This is a genomic window from Aminobacter sp. P4_H6_2 (assembly GCF_056400805.1).
Map to the genome: position 1 here is coordinate 1 of NZ_JBFUKO010000830.1, position 1,977 is coordinate 1,977.

2 protein-coding genes are annotated in these 1,977 nt (G+C 58.9%); both read left to right on the forward strand.

Features of this window, described 5'->3' with window-relative positions; all coding sequences use genetic code 11:
- A partial coding sequence (locus tag AC1DUU_RS30670) for a branched-chain amino acid ABC transporter permease (protein WP_476787082.1) occupies positions 1-725 on the forward strand: 725 nt, incomplete at its 5' end.
- Between the two features lie 151 nt (positions 726-876).
- The gene (locus AC1DUU_RS30675; protein ID WP_476787083.1) at positions 877-1,578 is read left to right on the forward strand and encodes a gamma-glutamyl-gamma-aminobutyrate hydrolase family protein; all 702 of its coding nucleotides are present in this window, start codon (positions 877-879) and stop codon (positions 1,576-1,578) included.
- Positions 1,579-1,977: the final 399 nt, after the last annotated feature.

Here is a 1,977-nt window from a genome sequence, read left to right on the forward strand (position 1 = left end):
CCGACTATCTGGCCATTGCCACCTTCGGCGTCGCCGTCGCGGTGCAATTGTGCGTGCTCAACCTGGAACCGGTGACCGGCGGCCCCTTCGGCATCAGCTTCATTCCACGGCCCTTCGCCAGCCTTGCCGGAAATCCCTCTCTGTTCAGCGCGCTAAATCTGGCGGTGCTCGCGGCAATCGTCATCCTGCTTTATCTCGCGCTGGAGCGGCTGGCGCGCAGCCCGTGGGGCAGGGTGCTTCGCGCCATCCGCGAGGATGAGACGGCGGCCCTTGCGCTGGGCAAGAACGCCGTGCGGTTCCGGCTCCAGGCATTTGCCATCGGCGGCGCCATCATGGGGCTTGCCGGCGCCACGCAGGCGCATTTCATCGGCTTCATCGCCCCCGACAATTACATGCCGACACTCACCTTCCAGGTCTGGGCGATGCTGATCGTTGGCGGCTCCGGCAACAACCGAGGCGCCATCCTCGGCGCGGTCGTCGTATGGGGCATCTGGGCGGTTTCAGCCAGTACGGTGTCAGCATTGTTTCCGCCGGAACAGCAAGCGCGCGCCGCATCGCTGCAGATCGTCATGATCGGGACGGCACTCTGCGCGATCCTGCTTCTGCGCCCGCGCGGCATTCTGGGAGAGGTAAGAGGGTTCCACCGTGTCGGCGCACCCTCCATCGCCGTCGACCAGTCAGCCAATCCTCCTGCAAACGAGCCTGCCCATGCCGAAAAATCCTGAGCGCCTCCAGATAGGCAAGGGCCATCGGGTGCGATATTCCGAAGCAACTTAGTTGGTGAACATTCGGTTGCACGAGCGAAGTCTCGTGACATTTGTTTTGGCACATGCACGTACTTGTTTGTGAAACTTCTAGAGCCCCGGCAGGAACACAATGGCACGCAAGCCTATTATCGCTGTGATCATGGATGAAAACACCAGTTCTGGCGGAGGCCTGTACGAGACCTCGAAGAACTACTTTTCAGCCATAGCCTCGGCGGGAGCCCTTCCGATTGGCATTCCATACGTGGCTGACACGCTCGACCAGGTGGCAGACGAATTCGACGGGTTCTTGAGTATCGGTGGACGGATAAACTTCCCTGAGAAGTGGTACGTCGAAGGTGACCAATCCAAGTATCCGACGTCAGACCGCGTAGCCATAGAGATTGCGCTGATGGAAGGGTTTCTTGCTCGCGACAAACCCGTGCTCGGTATCTGCAATGGCATGCAGATGCTCGGATGTCTCAACGGCTGCCGGATGGTCTCGGATGTGCATTCGTCGTGGCCGGGCGCACTGAACCATGACCAAGCCAACGTATTCCACGATGTGAGTATCAAGAGGGGCACCCGAATGGCCGACATCTTTGGTGTCCACGCGTTCAGCGTCAATAGCTTTCATCGAGAGGCGCTCGTTGAGATATCCAGCAATGTCGTCGTAGCAGCCCATGGACCGGATGGCGTGGTCGAAGCCATTGAGGTGCCGTCGCGTTCCTTTGCCATAGGGCTGCAATGGCATCCCGAAAAGTTCGATGTGAATGAACACCCCGGTGCCTTGATATTTGACGCATTCGTGGAAGCTGCTGGCGCACGATCGTAGTGCTGGAGCTGCAGATTCTACGCGGTTTTTCAGCTCGAGCTTTCCAGCCTACTGCCGCAAGCCTCGCACCCTAGAGCCCAGACAGTCGCGGCGATGCAGACTGCCGCGAGACATCGTGGCGCATCTGCGACGAATGCAACGGCCATCTCGATCATCAGAATGAACAGTAAGAGGCCAGGCAGAAGTGCCCTCCAGTGCTCGCGCCAGGGTAGGGCGTCGAACGCCTTTCTGAGCTCGGCCTCGTAAGCTCGTTCGGTACGAGAAACCGATCCTGCGGACCTAATGAAGCCGTTTGTCATCCCAGTTGATGTCGATGTGGATGATCGGTCGAAAGGTAAGATCACCGAAACGATACGCCCGGCGTTCTCAACCCCATTTGAGCGTGAGCTACTTCCACAT

Excerpts from the sequence above, each read along its gene's own strand:
- AC1DUU_RS30675 (WP_476787083.1), top strand. The coding sequence starts at position 877 with ATGGCACGCAAGCCTATTATCGCTGTGATCATGGATGAAAACACCAGT.